The 18,505-nt window shown below is 71.7% G+C and carries 14 protein-coding genes; 9 read left to right on the top strand and 5 right to left on the bottom strand.

The annotated features are described in order from the left end of the window. Positions 1-84: 84 nt before the first annotated feature. Both Cs7R123_RS18590 and Cs7R123_RS18585 read left to right on the top strand, forming a co-directional pair. On the top strand, positions 85-1,404 hold the full coding sequence (locus Cs7R123_RS18590; protein ID WP_244871906.1) for a hypothetical protein: 1,320 nt from the start codon (positions 85-87) through the stop codon (positions 1,402-1,404). Positions 1,405-1,672: 268 nt separating this feature from the next. Next, positions 1,673-3,211 carry a DNRLRE domain-containing protein gene (locus Cs7R123_RS18585; protein WP_212828135.1) on the top strand — a complete coding sequence of 513 codons (1,539 nt, stop codon included), beginning with the start codon at positions 1,673-1,675 and terminating at the stop codon, positions 3,209-3,211. A 57-nt stretch (positions 3,212-3,268) separates the two neighbouring features. Here Cs7R123_RS18585 and Cs7R123_RS18580 read toward each other — a convergent pair whose 3' ends face one another. From Cs7R123_RS18580 to Cs7R123_RS18565, 3 genes are read right to left on the bottom strand one after another with little or no spacing between them, the layout of a single operon-like run. Then, positions 3,269-4,180, bottom strand: a complete 912-nt coding sequence (locus tag Cs7R123_RS18580) for a glycosyltransferase family 2 protein (RefSeq protein ID WP_212828133.1) — start codon at positions 4,178-4,180, stop codon at positions 3,269-3,271. Next, complete coding sequence (locus Cs7R123_RS40225) at positions 4,177-5,733, bottom strand: glycosyltransferase (protein ID WP_244871905.1); 1,557 nt, start codon at positions 5,731-5,733, stop codon at positions 4,177-4,179. Before Cs7R123_RS40225 ends, Cs7R123_RS18580 begins: the two co-directional genes overlap by 4 nt. After that, positions 5,730-6,200 (bottom strand): UDP-N-acetylglucosamine--LPS N-acetylglucosamine transferase, encoded by a 471-nt coding sequence (locus Cs7R123_RS18565; protein WP_212828131.1) that lies wholly within the window; start codon positions 6,198-6,200, stop codon positions 5,730-5,732. The genes Cs7R123_RS40225 and Cs7R123_RS18565 overlap by 4 nt, the downstream gene beginning before the upstream one ends. A 366-nt stretch (positions 6,201-6,566) precedes the next feature. Between Cs7R123_RS18565 and Cs7R123_RS18560 the strand changes: the two genes are divergently transcribed. Genes Cs7R123_RS18560 through Cs7R123_RS18530 form a run of 7 tightly spaced genes read left to right on the top strand, consistent with a single transcriptional unit; the run spans position 6,567 to position 15,469 of the window. After that, positions 6,567-8,312, top strand: a complete 1,746-nt coding sequence (locus Cs7R123_RS18560; RefSeq protein WP_212828129.1) for a lipopolysaccharide biosynthesis protein — start codon at positions 6,567-6,569, stop codon at positions 8,310-8,312. Next, complete coding sequence (locus tag Cs7R123_RS18555) at positions 8,309-9,316, top strand: DUF3048 domain-containing protein (RefSeq protein WP_212828128.1); 1,008 nt, start codon at positions 8,309-8,311, stop codon at positions 9,314-9,316. Before Cs7R123_RS18560 ends, Cs7R123_RS18555 begins: the two co-directional genes overlap by 4 nt. Then, on the top strand, positions 9,313-10,746 hold the full coding sequence (locus Cs7R123_RS18550) for an O-antigen ligase (protein ID WP_212828127.1): 1,434 nt from the start codon (positions 9,313-9,315) through the stop codon (positions 10,744-10,746). The genes Cs7R123_RS18555 and Cs7R123_RS18550 overlap by 4 nt, the downstream gene beginning before the upstream one ends. Continuing rightward, the gene (locus Cs7R123_RS18545) at positions 10,743-11,972 is read left to right on the top strand and encodes a phosphotransferase (RefSeq protein WP_212828126.1); all 1,230 of its coding nucleotides are present in this window, start codon (positions 10,743-10,745) and stop codon (positions 11,970-11,972) included. The genes Cs7R123_RS18550 and Cs7R123_RS18545 overlap by 4 nt, the downstream gene beginning before the upstream one ends. Next, entirely contained in the window at positions 11,962-12,828 is an 867-nt protein-coding gene (locus Cs7R123_RS18540; RefSeq protein ID WP_212828125.1) for a sulfotransferase domain-containing protein, read from the top strand. The genes Cs7R123_RS18545 and Cs7R123_RS18540 overlap by 11 nt, the downstream gene beginning before the upstream one ends. After that, positions 12,825-14,459, top strand: a complete 1,635-nt coding sequence (locus Cs7R123_RS18535; RefSeq protein ID WP_212828124.1) for a polysaccharide biosynthesis C-terminal domain-containing protein — start codon at positions 12,825-12,827, stop codon at positions 14,457-14,459. The genes Cs7R123_RS18540 and Cs7R123_RS18535 overlap by 4 nt, the downstream gene beginning before the upstream one ends. Further along, positions 14,456-15,469 (top strand): glycoside hydrolase family 26 protein, encoded by a 1,014-nt coding sequence (locus Cs7R123_RS18530; protein ID WP_212828122.1) that lies wholly within the window; start codon positions 14,456-14,458, stop codon positions 15,467-15,469. The genes Cs7R123_RS18535 and Cs7R123_RS18530 overlap by 4 nt, the downstream gene beginning before the upstream one ends. A gap of 63 nt (positions 15,470-15,532) precedes the next feature. Here the strand turns inward: Cs7R123_RS18530 and Cs7R123_RS18525 are convergent, their stop codons facing one another. Then, entirely contained in the window at positions 15,533-16,945 is a 1,413-nt protein-coding gene (locus Cs7R123_RS18525; protein WP_212828120.1) for a sugar transferase, read from the bottom strand. A 357-nt stretch (positions 16,946-17,302) separates the two neighbouring features. After that, entirely contained in the window at positions 17,303-18,469 is a 1,167-nt protein-coding gene (locus tag Cs7R123_RS18520; protein ID WP_212828112.1) for a homogentisate 1,2-dioxygenase, read from the bottom strand. Positions 18,470-18,505 lie beyond the last annotated feature (36 nt).

Here is an 18,505-nt window from a genome sequence, read left to right as displayed (position 1 = left end):
TCCCTTTTTGCGGCAATGGTTACGGCAGCTCCCGGGTCGGTTCGGCGACAGCCTTAACATCTGTGAACTGGCAGCATCCGAACCATGTCTGGGTTCTCACTGGTACGCCACGGGCGTCGGCGGCGCCTCGCGCTCGCCGCGCTCACCTCGGTGACGACGCTGGTCGCGGTCGCCCTGGGCGCCTCCGCCTCGGCCGTGTCGGCGCAACACACCAGGCTGGTCGGGCAGGACCCGGTCAACTGGACGCCGCACGCCCTCGACGGCACGGCCTACAAGATCCTCGCCATCGGCAACCGCGTCTACGTCGGCGGCTCGTTCAACTCGGTCCGGCCGTCCAACTCGGGCACCGTGACCACGCAGCGCCGCCTGTTCGCCTTCAACGCCACCACGGGCGCCCTCGACACCACCTTCAAGCCGGTGGTCGACGGTGCGGTGCGCGCGCTGGCCGCGGCGCCGGACGGGCAGTCGCTCTACATCGCGGGCGACTTCACCAACGTCAACGGCGTGCGCTCGCGCGGCGTGGAACGCGTCAACGCGGCCACCGGCGCCTCCTGGGCGGGCTTCACCGTCCCGGACATCGCGGGCGGCGTCGACGACATGAAGCTGTCGGGCAACCGGCTCATCATCGGCGGCAGGTTCCAGACCGTCGGCGGGGCCACCCGGCGCGCCCTGGCCGCGCTGAACGCCGCCACCGGCGCCCGCGACGACTTCCTGAACGTCAACGTGGACGTCGCCCGGGTCACCACCGCCGGGGTCACCTCGGCGATCAAGGTGACCGGCCTGGACGTGACGCCCGACGGCACCCGCCTGGTGATCATCGGCAACTTCAGCCGGGTCGCGGGCCAGCTGCGCGAGCAGATCGCCGTGGTCAACCTCACCGGCGCGGCCGCGACGCTGTCGCCGTGGACCACCATCCGCTACCGCGAGCAGTGCCTGGACACGTTCCCGACGTACCTGCGGGGCGTCGACATCTCCGCCGACGGCACCTGGTTCGCCGTGGTGACCAGCGGCGGCGGGCGCACCGGCGCGCTGTGCGACACCGCGGCCCGCTGGGACTTCGGCACCGCGACCTCGGGCAAGCAGCCGACCTGGGTCAACTACACCGGCCGCGACACGCTGCTGTCGGTCGCGGTGGCCGGCGCCGCCGTCTACGTGGGCGGCCACCAGCGCTGGCTGGACAACCCGCAGGGGCACAACGACGCGGGTCCGGGGGCCGTCCCCGCCGAGGGTGTCGGCGCGATCAACCCGGCGACCGGCAAGGCCCTGGCCTGGAACCCGGGCAAGGACCGGGGTGTGGGCACCGAGGACATCTACGCGACGGCGTCCGGACTGTGGATAGCCAGCGACACCGATACAGTTCATGGCGAGTTCCATGGAAGGATCGCCTTCTTCCCATTGCCGTAGCACTGATCGGAAGCGATTTCGATCAACGGTCACGAATGCGTGATCGACAATCGGTGGTGAACTGTGCGGCGCGCTGCGGGTGCTCATCCGCGGTGGCGCCGCACAAGGCTGCCGTGCACCATCCCTCAACGCGGCGCCTGCCGCTGGAAATGCTCGGAGTCTGACCGTGGCCTATACAGACCGGACCCTTCGAAACGCGCCCCCGCCGCGGAGCTTACGTCGGCCGCAGCGACGCCGGCCCGCGCGACTGCCGCGCGGCCGGATGCTCGTGGCGGCGATCGCGGCGACCGTCGTCGGCGTGGCGCTCATCGGCACCGCGGTGGTGGTGCTCGTGACAGGCGGGGACGACCCGCCCGCGACGACGACCTTGAAGATCAAGGTCAGTGAGGACACGTACGTCGTACGCGAGCAGCCGGACAACGTCTTCGGTGCCGAGGACAAGCTGGTCGCCGTCTCCAAGCCCGACTACTACGCCGTGTCGTACCTCAAGTTCGACGTGCCCATCCCGGCCGGCTACCGCATCGCCGCCATGTCGCTGCTGGTGCAGGCCGAGGGCAAGCCGCCGGGCCACGTGAAGGTGCGCACCGTGCTGTCCAGCGACTGGACCGAGAAGGACCTCGCCTACGCGCACCGCCCCGGTCTGGGCCAGGTGCTCAACGAGAACCCGGCCGTCTCCGAGGCCAACCTGCTCACCTTCAACGTCGACGGCGCGATCGGGCCGCTGGCCCAGCCGGTCCCGACCGCGACGCAGTACTCCTTCGCGGTCACCAACGCCAGCGACAGCAAGCCGCTCACCCTCTACGCCGGGGAGCACGGTGAGGGCCGGGCGGTGCTGGAGGTGACGTACATCGAGTCGACCGCGACCGAGCGGGAGATGCGCGAGGCCGTCCAGGGCCGCGAGAGCCCGGGGCCCAGCGGCAAGCCGTCGGGCACCCCGTCGCCCGGGGCGTCGCTCGACCCGTCCGCCTCGCCCGGGGCCACCCCGTCGGCGGGCAGCGGGACGCCGCCCGACCTGCCGACCGGCAGCACCCTGTGCGGCGCCTCCTTCTACCAGGAGAACGGCGAGTCGTACACGCAGGCGCTGGCGCGCGAGGACGGCTACTTCGGCGGTATGGAGGCGGCCCGGGTGTTCTACCCCGGTGCGCCGGCCAACTGGCCGGGCAGCGCCGGCAACGCCAAGCGCACCGTCATCGTGTCGTTCAAGTACTCGCCCAAGGACATCCTGAACGGCTCGCGCGACTCGTACCTGCGCAGCTGGTTCGCCAACGCGCCGCGCGACCGCGACGTGTACTGGGTCTACTACCACGAGCCCGAGGACAACATCGAGTCCGGCGTCTTCACCGCGGCCGACTACCGGGCGGCCTGGCGCCGCCTGGCGGGCCTGGCCGACCAGGCGGGCAACCCGAAGCTGCACGCCACGCTGGTCCTGATGGACTGGACCCTGATGTCGCAGTCGGGCCGCAAGTGGCGCGACTACTACGCGGGCGGCGACGTCATCGACGTGCTCGGCTGGGACGTCTACAACTGGGACAAGAAGAAGTACACCAGCGCCGACGACCTGGTCGGCCGGGTGCAGGCGATCTCCGACGGGGAGAAGAAGCCGTGGGGCATCGCCGAGATGGGCAGCGCGAAGATCACCGGCGACTCCGGCAGCGGCCGGGCGGCCTGGCTCACCTCGATGGCGAGCAAGGCGATCGCTGGCAAGGCCCTATGGATCACGTATTTCGACATCAACTGGTCGACGGCGGACTTCCGCCTGCGGGACGCGGTCTCGCAGCGGGCGTGGCGCGACTTCTGCGACCGGTGACCTGAGAGACGGGCGGGGCCGGGGATCTGATCCCCGGCCCCGCCCGTCTGTCACCGCTCAGATGCCGCGGCCGCGCTTGTGCAGCTTGCGCAGCACCGAATCGGCCGAGACCAGCCGCGTGGCCACCGCGAGCGCCAGGTACGAGCGCGCCTCGCGCGGGCTGTGCCGGATCGTCTTGCGTACCCACCGGATGGCGTCCTTGCGGTGCCCACCCGCGGCCTGCGCGAACGCGATCTGCCCGGTGATGCGGGCGTGCCCGCGCGGCGCGCTGTCGAACTCCGGGTACCGCTCCAGCAGCCACTGCAGCGCCTCGGCGATCGTCGCCCAGCGCGCGGTGAAGTACGACTGCCGGTGCCAGCGCACCCGCACCAGCGCGCCCGGCGCGTTGGCGATCGGGGCCCGCCGCGCCGCGCGCAGCAGCAGCTCGTAATCCTCGGCGTAGCTGCCCGGGATGTTCTCGTCGACCAGGCCGATCCCGTCGACCAGCGCGGCGCGCCGGAACAGGAACGTCGACGGGTGCAGCTCGGTCAGCCGGTCGCGCAGCAGGTCCGGCAGCGTGATGCTGTCCTTGCCGAGGGTCCGCTCCACGTCGCGGCCGTCGTAGTCGATGACCACGCCGATGCAGCACAGCTCCGACTCCGGCCGGGCGTCCAGCAGCGCCACCTGCGCGGCGAGCTTGCCGGGCAGCCACTCGTCGTCGTCGTCGCAGAACGCCACCAGCTCGCCGGTGGCCGCGCCGATGCCGGTGTTGCGACCGCCGGCCAGGCCCTGGGTGCGCGCGTTGGTGATGACGCGCACCTCGCGGTGCGGGTCGTCACGGCGCAGCGACAGGTCGGGCTCGCTCTGGTCGAAGACCACGATCACCTCGATCGGGCCGGGGTACTCCTGCCCGAGGATGGCGTCGAGGGCCTTGGCCAGCAGCTCGGGCCGGTTGCGGGTGGGCACCACCACCGAGACCTTGGCGGTCATTTCTTTCTCCAGTCCAGGTAGCCGTAGCGGGCGCGGAGCGGCCAGGTGATCAGGCTGAGCACGCGGCGCTTGCGGGCGGCGAGCTTGGCCCGCCAGGCGGCGTCGAGCCGCAGCGTCACCGAACCCGTGGTGAAGCGCATCGGGTTGCCCGCGACGGTGTGCGTCGCGGCCAGCTGCGCCGTGGGCAGCCCCTCGGCGGTGGCGGCGGGGCGGTCGAGCAGGTCCATCTTCCCGGTGGGCAGGTCGGCGAAGCCGCGGATGCGGCGCAGGCTGTCGGCCGGGGAGGCGATGAAGTCCTCGTACCTCATCCGCAGCACGGGGGTGCCCACCCAGTCGAGCAGGTGGAACAGCGCGTTGTGCACCAGCCAGTGCAGGCCCGAGCTGACCGTCGAGTACGTCGGCATGTACACCTCGGCGTCGACGATCTCCGGCCGCAGCACCTCGCGGCTCCACGAGTACGCCACCGCGCGGCCGTCGCGCACCAGGTGCAGCACCCGGAAGTCGATGCCGCGGGCGTGGCGCAGCGCGAACGCCAGCGAGGCGTGCTTGCTGGAGTCGACCACCACCGAGGTGCCGGACACCTCGGCCACCGCCCGGTACAGCTTGCGGTGCAGTTCGCCGTACGTGCGCAGGTCGTTCTTGCGGCGGGTGGCCCAGAACGGCAGCGCCAGCCGCGCCACGAACCGCATCCGGTCGACCCGGTGCTTGAGCGCGAGCACCTGCTCCACGTCGAGGGTGTCCCAGCCGCCGTACGCGACCTCGCCCACCTTGCCCCAGAAGTCGCAGTCGCGGAACCGCACGCCGCAGCCGCAGCGCTCGTTGTCGCGCAGCGCCCGCTCCCAGGTGTGGGTCACCTCGCCGACCGCGCACACGTCGGGCGCCTGCCCGAGCAGCCGGTCGGTCAGCGTGGAGCCGCTGCGCCCCCAGCCGCCGATGAACAGCACCCGCACGTCGTCGGCCGAGTGCCGGCTGGGCAGGCGGGCCGCCAGCGAGTCGATGATGTCGCCCACGCGCCGCACGGCGGCGGCCGACTCGGCACCGGCCTCGGCGGTGTCCAGCCGCAGCGCCTCGGGCTCGACCAGGGCGGCGTCGAGCACCGCGCGCAGCGACTCCTCGGTGCGGCACAGCCGGACCATGCCCGCCTCGCCCATGTGGGCGGCGAAGCGCTGCTGGTGGTCGTCGACGTGCTCGCCGAGGGTCGGGTCGCGCGGCACCACGACCGGGATGTGCCCGGCGCGGCGGGCCTCGGTGATGGTCGCCGGGCCGCCGTGGCAGACCACGAGCCCGGCCTCGCGCAGCCGCGTACCGAGCGTGGCGTGGTCGAAGAAGGCGGACGAGCCGGGCAGATCACGCGGAGTGGACGAGCCGTACTGCATGACGCAGGGCACGCCGTTCTCCTCGGCCCAGCGGGCGGTCCAGTTCAGCAGCCGGTCGAACGGGTGCACGTCGGTGCCGACCACGACGAGCAGCGGTGCGCGTCCGGTCTGGGTGCTTTCGTGCCGCCGGGGCGCCGGGACGGTCAGGTGCTGGGTGCGGATGTCGGGCGCGGTCACAGCAGCGGCCCCACCAGCGTCGATCCCTTGTAGAGGGACAGCTGCTGGGTGAACTGCACCAGCATGCGCGAGGTGAAGGGGCGGCACAGCCGCGCGGTCAGCGTGCGGGTCTCCAGCCGGTCGTACACCTCGATGTACACCGTGGGGATGCGCCGCAGCTTGGCCAGCACGAAGAAGGGCAGCGCGACCCCGGCGCCGGTCGTGATGACCGCGTCGGGCCGGGTGCGCCGCATCACGCCGAACGCCAGCAGGAAGTTGCGCAGGAGGTTGGGAATGTTGCGAGTCGTCGGATAGTGGGCGTAGACGACATTCTCCTCAGCCAGCAGGCTGTGCGCGTCGGGTGTGGGGAAGGTGACCCAGGTGCGGGCCCGGTCGGTCCACCACGGCTGCAACGCGTACAGCTGCGCGAGGTGGCCACCGGACGAACCGACCAGAAGGACGTGTCGGGCGTGTTTTCGTTCGGCCATCCCAGTTTCCTCTCCCAGAGACGACCGCAGCTTAACGGCACCTTTTAACATTTCGCCTCGGTGTACTGTCGGTAGACCGACATCGAACACCTTCTGCCAGTACGTATTTCGGTCACCAGGGCATGACCTGCGGTTTAACCGGCGGGCGATCTGTTCGGATGATGGCGGAATCGACCGTGTCAACCGCCACTGCCGCGTCCAATAACTCCGGTCTGAACAGAAGTGGCCGTTTGGCTGACCGGGTGATGCAAGCCGGTGACTAGCGTGAAACCCTGTCTACCTAGGATGACCGCCTGCGTGTGGCCACTCGCAGCCGCGCCGGACATCGACGGCCGAGTGTCAACAGGTTGTGAACAAGGGGAGCACATGGCAAGTAATTCACCCTCGGTGCAGTCGGCATCCATCGGTGACTACGTCGGCTGGCTGGTGCGCCGGTGGTGGCTGGTCGCGTTCACCGTGTTCGTGGGCGGCGTGGGCGGCCTCGTGGTCGCCGCCACCCAGGAGAAGGTCTACGTCTCCGAGACCAAGGTGCTGGTGCTCCAGGTCGGCCTCGACACCTCCGTCAAGGTGAACCTCGACACCGAGTCCCAGGTCGTGCGCTCCACCACCGTCGGCGAGGCCGCGCAGCACCTGCTCGGCAGTTCGACGCCGGTAGACCAGCTGGTCGAGCGGACCACGGTCACCGTGCCCGCCAACACCTCGGTGCTGGCGATCGCGTTCGAGGCGCCGACGGCGAGCGAGGCCCAGGCGGGCTCGCAGGCGTTCGCGCAGGCATACCTGGACCAGCGCGCGGCCGACGCGACCAAGAGCATCGAGCAGCAGACCGCCTCGCTCAAGGACGACATCTCCGGCCTGACCAAGCAGCTGAACGACGTCGCGGGCCGCATCGCCGCCCTGCCGAACAACTCGGTCGACCGCCAGCAGGCGGTGCAGCAGCAGCAGATCCTCACGCAGCAGATCAACACCATGAACACCCGCATGATCCCGCTGCTGGCTTCGGTGGTCAAACCGGGCAATATCCTTTCTGCTGCCAACAGGCCCGACTCCCCGGCCAAACCGGACCTCAAGCTGTACCTGATCAGCGGTGTCGCCATCGGCCTGCTGCTCGGCCTGGCCGGCGCGCTCGTGCTCGACCGCCTGGACAGCCGCATCTACAACAGCCGCCAGCTGCCGTACCTCGTCGACGTGCCGATCCTGCTGGAGCTGCAGCGCAACCGGGACAAGGTGACGGTCGCCGACGCGGCCAGCCATCTGGGCCGCGAGTTCAGCCTGCTGCGCAACACGCTGCGCGTCGCGGCGGGCACGGTCCGCGGCGGCCGCCCCTCGCCGACCGACGCGCTGCTCATCTGCGGCGCCGCCCGCGGCGGCGCGGTCGAGTTCGTCGTGGCGAACCTGGCCGCCGCGTTCGCCCGCTCCGGCGAGCGCGTGGTCGTGGTCTGCACCGACCCGCAGTCGTTCCTGCCGGGCCTGCTCGGCGTCAACCCGTCCGTCGGCCTCGGCGACGTCATCGCCGGCACCGCCGACCTGGACCGGGCGCTGACCAAGGTCTCGACGATCCACAACGTCTCGCTGCTCACCCCGGGCCACCTCGACCCGCGCGTCGAGCTGCCCGTCGCCGTGGTCTCCCAGCTGCTCGGCGAGATCCAGGAGCGGGCCGACCGGGTGCTGGTGGCCACGGCGCCGCCGAGCCACGCCGTCGACGCGCAGGCGCTCAGCGAGATCGCCGCGGCGGTGCTGCTGGTCGTCGAGACCCGCGCCGCCCGCATCGGTGACGTCGAGGCCTCGATCGAGCAGATCGCCCGGGTCCAGGGCCCGCTGGCGGGCCTGCTGGTGGTGCGCAATCCGCGCTCGGCCCGCAACAGCCGCAAGTTCCGCCAGGCTCCGGCCGCGGCACCGCAGCTGACCGCACCGCAGCCGGTCCAGCTGCCCCCGGCACGCGACCACGACATGACGATGGTGATGGACCGGGTCCCGGCCGCGTCGGAGGAGTTCGAGCCGATCGCCTTCTGGCAGCCCGGCGCGGACGAGAACGACACCCAGCCCATCGGCACGCAGCCCACCGGCACCAAGCGCCGCGGCGGCTCGGGCCAGTCCTCGGCCGACGCGCGATGAGCCGGACGCTGCGGGCGTACGCCGGCGCCTTGGCCGCCGTCGCGTTCCTGGCCTCAGGCTGCTCGATCGACGACCCGACCAAGGCCGGCGACGCCCCCAGCGCCCGGCCCTCCTTCAGCCTGCCCTCCCCCTCGCCGCTGCTGCCCAGGGCCCCGCTGACCGGGGCCGAGACCGATGAGGCGACGGCGGCCAAGACCTCGGTGCTGGTGCCGATCGAGGTCGGCACCGGCGCCGCCGCGCCGGTCGGGCTGGACCTGGCCGACCTGGTCGGGCTGGACTTCGCCGAGGGCAGCCTGCTGCGCGCGGTCGGGGTGTACCAGTCGCAGGCCGCCACCAAGGTCGGCCCGGTCGCGGCGGTGCGCCCGGGTGATCTGAAGCTGTTCAACCAGCTGCGCCCGTTCGTCGCCCACGACCACACGGTGGCGCAGGGCTGGCTGGACACGCTGAAGTCCACGAACCTGGCCTCGGGCACCCCCGCCAGCCGCAAGGCGGCGTTCACCACCGCCTCCGGCCGTACGTACGCGAACGCCGCGAGCCTTCAGGCGCCCGCCCCCTCGGCGGCCGCACTGCCCGCCCCGCTGTTCCAGTACGCCCAGCGGGGCGAGTCGCTGTCGGCGACCGGGCTCGAACCGGCCGCGTCGGTCACCGTGCAGGTGGCCGGGCACGCGGCCCTGACCTGGCGCTTCGACCAGACCACCAGGCGCTGGCAGACCACCGTCGGCGGGGTGCCGGTCGCGGCGGCCAACCTGGTGCTGCTGACCGTGCCGTACAAGCAGAAGGCGGTCAACGCCCTGCACCGGACCGTGTCGCTGCCCGATCCGGCCGGGACCGGCGCGGTGCGCGTCTTCGGCGCCGGGCAGTCCGTCACCGGCACCTGGAGCAAGGTCGGCGGCCTGGACTCGGCGCTCAACCTGCTGGGCCCGGCGGAGTCGCTGGTGCGGCTGGCCACCGGACCGACCTGGGTGCTGCTGCTGCCTGCCGCCGCGAAGGTGACCGTGTCGTGACCACTGCTTCACCCCTGCGCACGCCCGAGTCGGAGCCGTCGTCGATCCGCGGGGTGGCGGCGGCGCCGCCGCGCGCGCTGGCCCCGCCGCCGCTGCTCGGCTACCGCCGCCGGCAGCGCGATCCGATGCCGCTGCGTGAGTGGGCGCTGTTCGCCATGATCGTGCTGTACCCGGTCGGCTGGCTGCTCGGCCTGACGCTGGTCTGGATCCCGCTGCTGGCGGTCCCGATGGCGCTGGAGCTGCTGCGGCGCGGCCGGGTCAAGATGCCCGGCCCGTTCGCGCTGTGGGCGCTGCTGCTGTTCCTCGGGCTGGTCAGCGCCACCATGCTCGGTGCCACGCCGCCGCACGCGCTGGCGCCGGAGATGGGCCTCGGCCGGTTCCTGGCGTACGCGCAGCGCATGTCCGACCTGGCCGCGGCCGGGGTGGTGCTGCTGTACATCGGCAACCTCACCGAGCGGGAGCTGCCCACCAAGCGCGTCGTGAAGATGCTGGCCACGCTGTTCGTGGTGCTGGTCATCGGCGGCCTGGCCGGCATGGTGCTGCCGCGCTTCGCGATCACCACGCCGCTGGCCGAGGTGCTGCCGAAGTTCCTGATCAACAACGGCTTCGTCCGCTCGTCGGTCAAGATCGAGCTGTCGCAGTGGCAGAGCATCCTGGAGGAGGCGCCCCGGCCGCGTCCGGCCGCGCCGTTCCAGTACACGAACACCTGGGGCCAGTGCCTGGTGCTGCTGCTGCCCTGGTTCCTCATCGCCGCGCTGCACCGCACCAAGTCGCTGTGGCGGCGGTTCTGGGCGATCGGCGTGCTGGTGCTGTCGATGGTGCCGACGGTGTTCTCGCTCAACCGGGGCATGTGGCTCGGGCTGGGGCTGGCGGTGGCGTACCTGACCGTGCGGCTGGCGATCCGCGGCAGCATCCTGCCGGTCGTCGGCGTCATGGTCGGCGTCGCCCTGGTCGGCATCGTCACGCTGACCACCCCGCTGGGCACCACGGTGATGGAGCGCATCAACACCCCGCACTCCAACGAGGGCCGGGCCTCGCTCAACGGCGCGGCGGTCACCGCCGCCTGGGGCTCGCCGATCATCGGGTACGGCGGGCAGGCGGAGACCATCGGCAGTGAGCGCTCGATCGCGATCGGCCAGAGCGCGAGCTGCGAGCAGTGCGGCAACCGCGACATCGGCAGCGACGGCCAGCTCTGGTCGCTGCTGGTCACGCAGGGGTTCGTCGGCGCCGGCCTGTACATCCTGTTCTTCGCGTGGATGGGCTGGCGGTTCCGGCGCGAGCACTCCTGGATCGGCATCGCAGGCGGGCTGGTCGCCCCGCTGGCGCTGTGGTTCATGACGATCTACAACTCCGGCGGCATGACCCTGGTGATCATGATGGCCGGACTGGGCCTGATGTGGCGCAACGAGACGACGAAGGCGTATCGGTGAGCAGCAGCTACCTGCACGAACTAGGCCGCCTGCTGGGCGGCGACTCCTCCGGCGACGTCTTCGTCGGCCGCGGCGCGCCCGGTGCGGCCGAGACCTACACCGTGGTCCCCAACGCGGGATCGCCCCGGCTGCTGGTGCCGCACGGCGACCGGCGCGCCGCGAGCGCGGCGATCAGCCACACCAGCGCGCCCCGCTCGGCCAAGGACCGGCTGCGCCAGCGCGTGCTCTCCGGTGTCTTCGCCACGGGCGTCGGCGGCCTGGTCTTCCGGGACCAGGTCGCGGTCCGCCGCGGCGGCACGCTGGCCGAGCACCTGAGCGAGGTGGTCGGCACGCCGGTGCGCATGAGCGTGCGGTTCGGGCCGCCCCGCGCCAACCGCAAGCCGGTGCTCCAGCTCATCGACGCGCAGGCGCACACCGTCGCGTACGCCAAGGTCGGCGTGAACGAGCTGACCACCAGGCTGATCCGCGACGAGCACGCCGCCCTGGCCGCGCTGTCCGGCCGCGACCTCGCCCCCGCGCGCATCCCCGAGCTGCTGCACTTCGGCACCTGGGGCGATGCCCAGCTGCTGGTCATGAAGGCGCTGCCGGTCTGGGGCCGCGGGGCGGGCGCGCAGCTCGACCCGGCCGAGGGCACCGTCGCCGCGATGCGCTCGCTGGCGCGGGTGCACGGCGTGACCACCGGCCGCTTCGGCGGCGGCTCGTACGCCGCCCGGCTGGCCGCGCAGGTCGACGCGCTGGGCGAGCGTCCCGCCGCGCACCTGATGCGGGCCGTGCTGGCCGCCTGCGCCGGCGCCGAGCTGTCGTACGGCTGCTGGCACGGCGACTGGAACGGCGGCAACATGTCGATCCGCGGCGGCGAGGTGCTGCTGTGGGACTTCGAGCGGTTCACCGCCGACGTGCCGGTCGGCTACGACGTGCTGCACTTCGAGCTGCACGAGGCGGTCACCGTGCACGGCGCGGTCCCGGCGGTCGCCGCGGCCGACGTGGCCGCCCGCGCGGGCGCGCTGCTGGCGCCGTTCGGGGTCGACGCCGACGTCGCCCCCGCGGTGGCGGCGCTGTACTTCACCGAGATCGGCAGCCGCTATCTCGGTGACCGGCAGGACGGCTTCGGCACGCCGATGGGCCGGGTGGACGAGTGGATCAGGCCGGCGCTGGCCGGACTGGGAGAAGACTGGGCGGCTCTGGCGGGGCAGAGCCAGGTGGGGGAGGAAAACGATGGCGACTAGCCGCGTACGGAAGATCCTGTCGCATCAGGCGGGCGTGCTGGCCCGCTCGGCGGGGCGGTTGACGGCGGACCGGCGGATGACCCCGTCGTTCCTGATCGTGGGCACCCAGCGGGGCGGCACCACGTCGCTGCACAAGGCGCTGGTGCAGCACCCGTCGTTCCTGCCGGCGCGCTTCCGCAAGGGCGTGCACTACTTCGACATGGACTACCAGCGCGGGCACCGCTGGTTCCAGGGCCACTTCCCGAGCCGGTCGAAGGCGGCCCGGCTGGAGCAGGCCTCCGGGCACCGGGTCATCACCGGCGAGGCCAGCCCCTACTACATGTGGCACCCGCTGGCGCCGGAGCGCATCGCCCGGGACCTGCCCGGCGTGAAGCTCATCGTGCTGCTGCGCGACCCGGTCGGCCGTGCCTACTCGGGCTGGTCGCACGAGTACGCCCGCGGCTTCGAGACTGAGACCTTCGAGCGCGCCGTCGAGCTGGAGCCGCAGCGCATGGCCGGTGAGCGGGAGCGGATGAAGGCCGACCCGAGCTACCACAGCCACGCGGTACGGCACCTGGCCCACCTCGGCCGGGGCGAGTACATCGACCAGCTGCTGCACCTGGAGTCGCTGGTCGGCCGCGAGCGGCTGCTCGTGATCGACAGCGAGGACTACTTCGCCGAGCCGCAGCCGGCGTTCGCCGAGGTCTGCCGGTTCCTCGACATCCCGGACGTGGCCGGCATCGTGCACGACCAGCACAACGCCCGCTCGCGCACCCCGATGTCGGACGAGCTGAAGCAGCGGCTGGAGGAGCACTTCCGGCCGTACGACGAGCGGCTGGCCGCCTGGCTCGGGCGTACGCCCAGCTGGCGCCGATGAGCACCGAGGCTCCCGCACACCAGGGGACGTACGGCGTCGACCGCGGCCGCATCATGCGCACCGGCATCTTCAACCTGGTCGGCGCGGGCGTCTCCGCGGTCGCCGGGCTGGCGCTGACGGTCGTGGTGACCCGCGGCTTCGCCGCCGACGTCGCCGGGGTGCTGTTCAGCCTCACCTCGGTCTTCCTGATCCTGTCCGCCGCCGCCGTCCTCGGCGCGGAGACGGGCGTGGTGTACCTGCTCGCCCAGCAGCGGGTGACCGGCGCGACCGACCGGATCGGGGCCACGGTGCGCGTGGCCGCCGCCCCCGTCGCCGCGGCCAGCCTCGTGCTGGCCGTGGGCCTGTGGTTCGCCGCGCCCTGGTTCGTCGAGACGACGCTGCCCGACGCCCCGTCCGGGACGGTCGCGGCGGTGCGGGTGTTCGCGGTGTTCCTGCCCGCCTCCGCACTGACCTCGGTCTTCCTGGCCGTGGGCCGGGGCCTGGGCACCACCCGCCCGCACGTGCTGGTGGACCGGGTGCTGCGCCCCGGGTTGCAGCTGGTCGGCGCGGGCGCGGTGCTCGCGGCGGGGCTGAGCGGATCGGTGGCCCTGGCCCTGTCCTGGGTCCTGCCGTACGCCCTCGGGGTCGCCATCGCGCTGGTGTGGGCGCTGCGCCTGCGCCGGTCCGCCGAACGCGGCGGCGCGCGGCCGCAGCCGCCGGACCGGGCCGACTGGAGCCGGTTCTGGCGCTACAGCACCCCGCGGGCCGGCACCGGCCTGGCCCAGCTCGCGTTACAGCGGCTGGACGTGGTCCTCATCGCCGCGCTGCGCGGCCCGGTCGACGCCGCCCTGTACACGGCGGCGACGCGCTTCCTGGTGATCGGGCAGCTCGGCGGCCAGTCGCTGGCGACGGCGGTGCAGCACCGGTTCTCGGGGCTGCTCGCGCAGGACCGCCACGACGAGGCCAACCAGATGTACAAGATGACGACCACCTGGCTGATCACGCTGATGTGGCCGTTCTACCTGCTGTGGGCCATCTTCGGCGCCCAGCTGATGGCGGTCTTCGGCGACGGCTACGCCGCCGGGGCCACCGCCGGCCGGGTCGGCGTGGTGCTGTCGCTGGCGATGCTGGTGGCCACCGCGTGCGGCATGGTCTCCACGGTGCAGGAGATGGCGGGCAACACCGGGGTCGCGTTCTTCCAGACCATGCTGGCCCTGGCCGTCAACGTGGTGCTGGACCTGATCCTGATCCCGCGCCTGGGCATCCTCGGCGCCGCGCTCGGCTGGGCCGCGGCGCTGCTGCTGAAGAACCTGCTGCCGCTGGTGCAGTTGCAGGTGCGGCACCAGCTGTCACCGCTGTGCCGGGCCGGGTTCATCGCCATGGGCTCGGCCGTGGGCTGCTTCGCGGGCATCCCGCTGGCGGCCCGCGCGGTGCTCGGCGCCCATGTGCTGGTGGACGTGGCCGCGGTGCTCGTCGCCGTGGTCGCGTACGCGGCACTCGTCTGGTACAACCGGCAGACACTCCAGCTGGCCGGGCTGCGCGGGCTGCGCCGCCGTGGCGCGAAGGCGCGCGCGGCGACGGAACCCGAGCCGCAGCCGGAGAGTCTGTTGTCGGGGGAAAGAGCAGTCTCCGGGGAGAAGACACTGCGATGAGGAGAGCAATTCCGGCGGTCGGGCTGATCCTGGCTCTGACCGTCGGCGTCGGCGCGTGCACGCCGGCGCCTGACAACGATGTCCCGTCCAGGACGGCCCGCCCGCGCAGCACGCTCAACGCGCTGCCGCCGCCCTCGGCGGGACCGTTCACCACCACCGGGCGCGGCCCGCAGGTGCCCGCCGACGGCGCCTGGTTCGGCGCGTACGTCGACGCGCCGCAGCGCACCGGCGACCGGCTCGACGCGATCGGCGCGTTCGAGCAGGCGATCGGGCGAGAGCTCGCCATCGCCCACTCGTTCCACCCGTGGCGCGAGGACTTCCCGTCGACGTACGACTACGAGCTGGCGCACCGCGGCAAGCTGCTGCTGCTGTCGTGGGCCGGCACCGACACCCGGTCCCTGCTGACCGGGGTGTACGACGACGAGATCCGCCGCCGCGCCGAGGCGGTGCTCGCGTTCCGGGCGCCGATCCTGCTGCGCTACCGCTGGGAGATGGACCGGCCGAACCTCCAGACGGTGGTGCACTCGCCCGAGGACTTCGTGGCGGCCTGGAAGCACGTCCGGAAGATCTTCACCGACGTCGGCGCCACCAACGCGGGCTTCGTCTGGTGCCCGCACGCCGACGGCTTCGTCGACGGCCGCGCCCAGCCGTACTACCCGGGCGACGACCAGGTCGACTGGATCTGCGCCGACGTCTACCCCGACGAGCAGATGGCCAGCTTCACGCAGATGATGGCGCCGGTGATGGAGTTCGCCCGCCAGCACCCGCGGCCGCTGATCATCGGCGAGTTCGGGGTGGAGAAGGAGGGCGAGGGGCAGCGGGCGGCCTGGTTCGACGAGATGCGCCAGGTGCTCGATACCCAGCCGCAGATCAAGGCGGTCGTCTACTTCAGCGGCAAGACCGACAAGAAGCCCTTCTACGACACCACCCTCGACGGCGAGCCGTCCGCGGCGGAGGCGTTCCGCCAGCTCGCCAGCAGCGCCTACGTGCTCACCGCCCCGTTCGGCTGAGCCGGCAGACAACGAGAGGGGCGTCCGGGCCAGGCCCGGACGCCCCTCTCGCTTCGCTTCGGTTCAGTACGCGCCGGACGAGCGCAGCACCGCGGTGCAGGTACGCAGCAGGATCACCAGGTCCAGCGTCAGCGACCAGTTCTCCACGTAGCGCAGGTCCAGGCGCATCGACTCGTCCCAGGACAGGTCGGCGCGGCCGGACACCTGCCACAGGCCGGTCAGGCCCGGCTTGACCACCAGCCGCCGGTGCATGTCGGCGGGGTAGCTGGCCACCTCGCTCGGCAGCGGCGGGCGCGGCCCGACCAGCGACATCTCACCGCGCAGCACGTTGATGAGCTGCGGCAGCTCGTCGACGGAGTAGCGGCGCAGGAACCGGCCGATCGGGGTGACGCGCGGGTCGTTGCGCATCTTGAACAGCACGCCGTCGCTGCTCTCGTTGAGGTGCGTCAGCTGCGACAGCCGCTGCTCCGCGTCGACGTACATCGAGCGCAGCTTGAAGATGGGGAACTCCTTGCCGTTCTGGCCCACCCGGATCTGCTTGAAGAAGACGGGCCCGCGGGAGTCGCGCGGCAGGCGGATCGCCAGGGCGCAGAACAGCAGCAGCGGCGAGAAGGCCAGCAGCAGCAGCGCCGCGCCGACCCGGTCGACCACGTCCTTGACGAAGTGCCGGGAGCCGGAGAACCGCGGGTGGTCCAGGTGCAGCATGGGCAGGCCGTCGGCGGGCCGGATGGTGGTACGGCTGTTGGCCACGTCGATGAGCGCGCTGGCCACCATCAGGTCCACGTTGGACTGCTCCAGCCGCCAGGCCAGGCGGCGCAGCTCGGCGCCGGCGAGCTCGGGGCAGGTCAGCACCACGACGGTGTCGGCGTTGGCGTCGCGCACCACGGCCGGGACCTCGCGGATGGTGTTGTACACCCGGATGCCCATGTCGGCCAGCGGCGTGCCCGGCCGCAGCACCGGCACGCACGCGGCCACGACGCCGAGGCCGTGGTAGCGCTCGTGGCGCAGCTGGCGGGTCAGCTCGATGACGGAGCTCTCGTGGCCCACCACGACCACGCGGCGCAGGCACTTGCCGTCGGCCCAGGCGTGGTGCAGGCGGCGGCGCAGCAGGTAGCGGCTGACGAGGCCCAGGAACGTCACGATCGGCACCGCGATGACGACGTAGCCCCGGGCCACGCCCAGGTGCAGCGCGTACGAGCCGAGGCCGATCGCGGCGGCCAGGATCAGCCCGCTGCGCAGCACCCGCTGGTACTCGTCGTTACCCACGAACAGATAGCGGCGGTCATAGGCGCGCGTGCAGAACAGCGTCACGATCCAGGTGACCGGGACGGAGAAGCTGAAGTAGAGGTACTCCTCCAGCTCGGTCCGGCCGAAGGTGAGCCGCAGCGCCACCAGCGCCGCGACCAGGCCGACCGCGCCGTCGCCGAGCACCAGGCTCTTGACGTACCTGGACTCCCATCCTGAGCGGACGCTCACCTGCGGCTTCACCGAGGCGGTCCCCACGGCAGCCTTGCGCGCGGGCGCGGCCGCCGTGGAAGGCGAATTCGCTCCGACTTGGACGGTAGTCACTGTCAGCTCCCCACTGAGAGTGCCGGTCTTGCGGATACACGTCTATGAACTGGCGACATGTGCGGCCGAATTCATCTGCGAGTCGACATGATGCTACTTAACATCTATGTCTGGAACATTAAAAGTAAGGCTTTGTCACTTACCGGACGCGGTGCCGAGGGTGTGGGTAGTACCTTCGGTGGAATGGCACTAGGGCGTTAGACGGGTCCGAATAGTACGAACCGTCCAACGCCCTAAACGTCCGTGACGCGATCTGTCAGCGCGTCACGCGGGTGGTCGTCCCGACCACGTCCAGGCATACCCGGGATCTTCGCAGGAAAGCCCCGGCTCGCACAGGTCCAATGGGCGGAACGTGTCCACCATGACAGCCAGTTCGTCGAACCGCTCGGCCCCGATCGACCGTTCGGCCGCCCCGGGCTGCGGGCCGTGGGTGAACCCCGAAGGGTGCAACGACAGCGATCCCTGCGCGATACCGGATCCGCGCCGCACCTCGTAGTCGCCGCCGGTGTAGAACAGCACCTCGTCCGAGTCCACGTTGTGGTGGTTGTACGGCACCGGGATCGCCAACGGGTGGTAATCCACCTTTCGCGGCACGAACGAGCAGATCACGAAGTTCGGCCCCTGGAACGTCTGGTGCACCGGCGGCGGCTGGTGCAGCCGCCCGGTGATCGGCTCGAAGTCGTGGATCGAGAACGCCCACGGGTAGAGGCAGCCGTCCCAGCCGACCACGTCGAACGGGTGCTGCGCGTACACGTGGCGGGTCCAGCCGCGCCGGTGCTGCACCAGCACCTCGACGTCGGTGCCCTCGACCAGCAGCGGCCCGCCCGGCCCGCGCAGGTCCCGCTCGCAGTAGGGCGAGTGCTCCAGGAACTGCCCGCGCACCGACAGGTACCGCTTCGGCGGTCCGATGTGCCCGGTCGCCTCGATGGCGAGCAGCCGGACGGGGCCCTGCGGCACCAGCCGGTGCACCACCGAGGTGGGGATGACGACGTAGTCGCCGGCGACCGCGTCGAGCACCCCGAACACGGACTCCACCCGCAGCGTGCCCTCCTCGACGTAGAGGCACTCGTCACCGACCGCGTTGCGGTACAGCGGCGACGGGGAGTCGGCCAGCACGTACGAGATGCGGACGTCCTCGTTGGCGAGCAGGTGCTGGCGCCCCAGCACCGGGTCGGCCCCGGCGCTGTCGAGCTTGTGCGGCTGAAGGTGCCGCGGCTTGAGCGGCCGGTTGGGCAGCCGGGTCCAGGCGGGCGGGTCGAACTCCTCGGCGGCGACGATCGCGGTGGGCGCGTACCGGTGGTAGAGCAGCGAGGAATCCGACGAGAAGCCCTCCTGCCCCATCAGCTCCTCGGCGTAGAGGCCACCCTCCGGGGTGCGGAACTGCGTGTGCCGTTTCCGCGGTACTTCCCCGACGCTGCGGTAGTACGGCATGACGACCTCCTGTGTCGCATTTAGGAGCGGTGTGTC

This window comes from Catellatospora sp. TT07R-123 (assembly GCF_018327705.1).
Classification (GTDB): domain Bacteria; phylum Actinomycetota; class Actinomycetes; order Mycobacteriales; family Micromonosporaceae; genus Catellatospora.
Note: the sequence above shows the minus strand (reverse complement) of the source record. Positions and strands in the feature narration are given on the sequence as shown.

What these genes read in the sequence shown, in the direction of transcription:
- Cs7R123_RS18590 (WP_244871906.1), top strand. Translation starts at nt 85, where the DNA reads ATGTCTGGGTTCTCACTGGTACGCCACGGGCGTCGGCGGCGCCTCGCG.
- Cs7R123_RS18580 (WP_212828133.1), bottom strand. Translation starts at nt 4,180, where the DNA reads ATGACCGCCAAGGTCTCGGTGGTGGTGCCCACCCGCAACCGGCCCGAG.
- Cs7R123_RS18565 (WP_212828131.1), bottom strand. Translation starts at nt 6,200, where the DNA reads ATGGCCGAACGAAAACACGCCCGACACGTCCTTCTGGTCGGTTCGTCC.
- Cs7R123_RS18560 (WP_212828129.1), top strand. Translation starts at nt 6,567, where the DNA reads ATGGCAAGTAATTCACCCTCGGTGCAGTCGGCATCCATCGGTGACTAC.
- Cs7R123_RS18555 (WP_212828128.1), top strand. Translation starts at nt 8,309, where the DNA reads ATGAGCCGGACGCTGCGGGCGTACGCCGGCGCCTTGGCCGCCGTCGCG.
- Cs7R123_RS18540 (WP_212828125.1), top strand. Translation starts at nt 11,962, where the DNA reads ATGGCGACTAGCCGCGTACGGAAGATCCTGTCGCATCAGGCGGGCGTG.
- Cs7R123_RS18535 (WP_212828124.1), top strand. Translation starts at nt 12,825, where the DNA reads ATGAGCACCGAGGCTCCCGCACACCAGGGGACGTACGGCGTCGACCGC.
- Cs7R123_RS18530 (WP_212828122.1), top strand. Translation starts at nt 14,456, where the DNA reads ATGAGGAGAGCAATTCCGGCGGTCGGGCTGATCCTGGCTCTGACCGTC.
- Cs7R123_RS18520 (WP_212828112.1), bottom strand. Translation starts at nt 18,469, where the DNA reads ATGCCGTACTACCGCAGCGTCGGGGAAGTACCGCGGAAACGGCACACG.